Below are 558 nucleotides of genomic sequence, written 5' to 3'. Positions count from 1 at the left end.
TCACGCAATGGCTCTACAAGTTTCATGTTCATCCGCTCCGGTAATCCCCCTACATTATGATGGCTTTTAATTGTTACCGATTTACCAATAGCTGATATACTCTCAATGACATCTGGATAAAGCGTGCCCTGCGCTAAAAATTCTGCACCGCCAATCTTTTTGGTTTCTTCTTCAAAAACTTCAATGAAAAGGCGGCCTATCGTTTTGCGCTTTTTTTCTGGATCTATCTCACCTTCTAGAGCATTGAGAAACATATTGGCGGCATTAACATGAATAAGCTTTATATTATAATGATCTCGGAATAATGTAAGAACTTCTTGAGCCTCATTTTTGCGCATCAACCCATGGTCTACCAAAATACATGTCAGTTGATCTCCTATTGCTTCATGAAGGAGCACTGCCACAACTGATGAATCCACACCACCTGAAAGACCACAGATGACACGACTTTTTCCTACTTTTTGCCGTATCTTAGCAATTGTCTGCTCACGATAAGAAGCCATTGACCAATTGCCTTTAAGATTAGAGATTTTAAGAACAAAATTTTGCAAAAGTTTT

The 558-nt window shown here is 39.1% G+C and carries 1 protein-coding gene; it reads right to left on the bottom strand.

Going from position 1 to position 558, the window contains the following annotated elements:
• Nucleotides 1-558 (bottom strand): PP-loop family protein (locus ACFIO5_RS13315; protein ID WP_522729905.1); only part of this gene is annotated, 558 nt, incomplete at both ends.

The organism is Bartonella sp. AA86SXKL (genome assembly GCF_042196885.1).
This window is presented reverse-complemented; position numbering and strand designations above follow the sequence as displayed.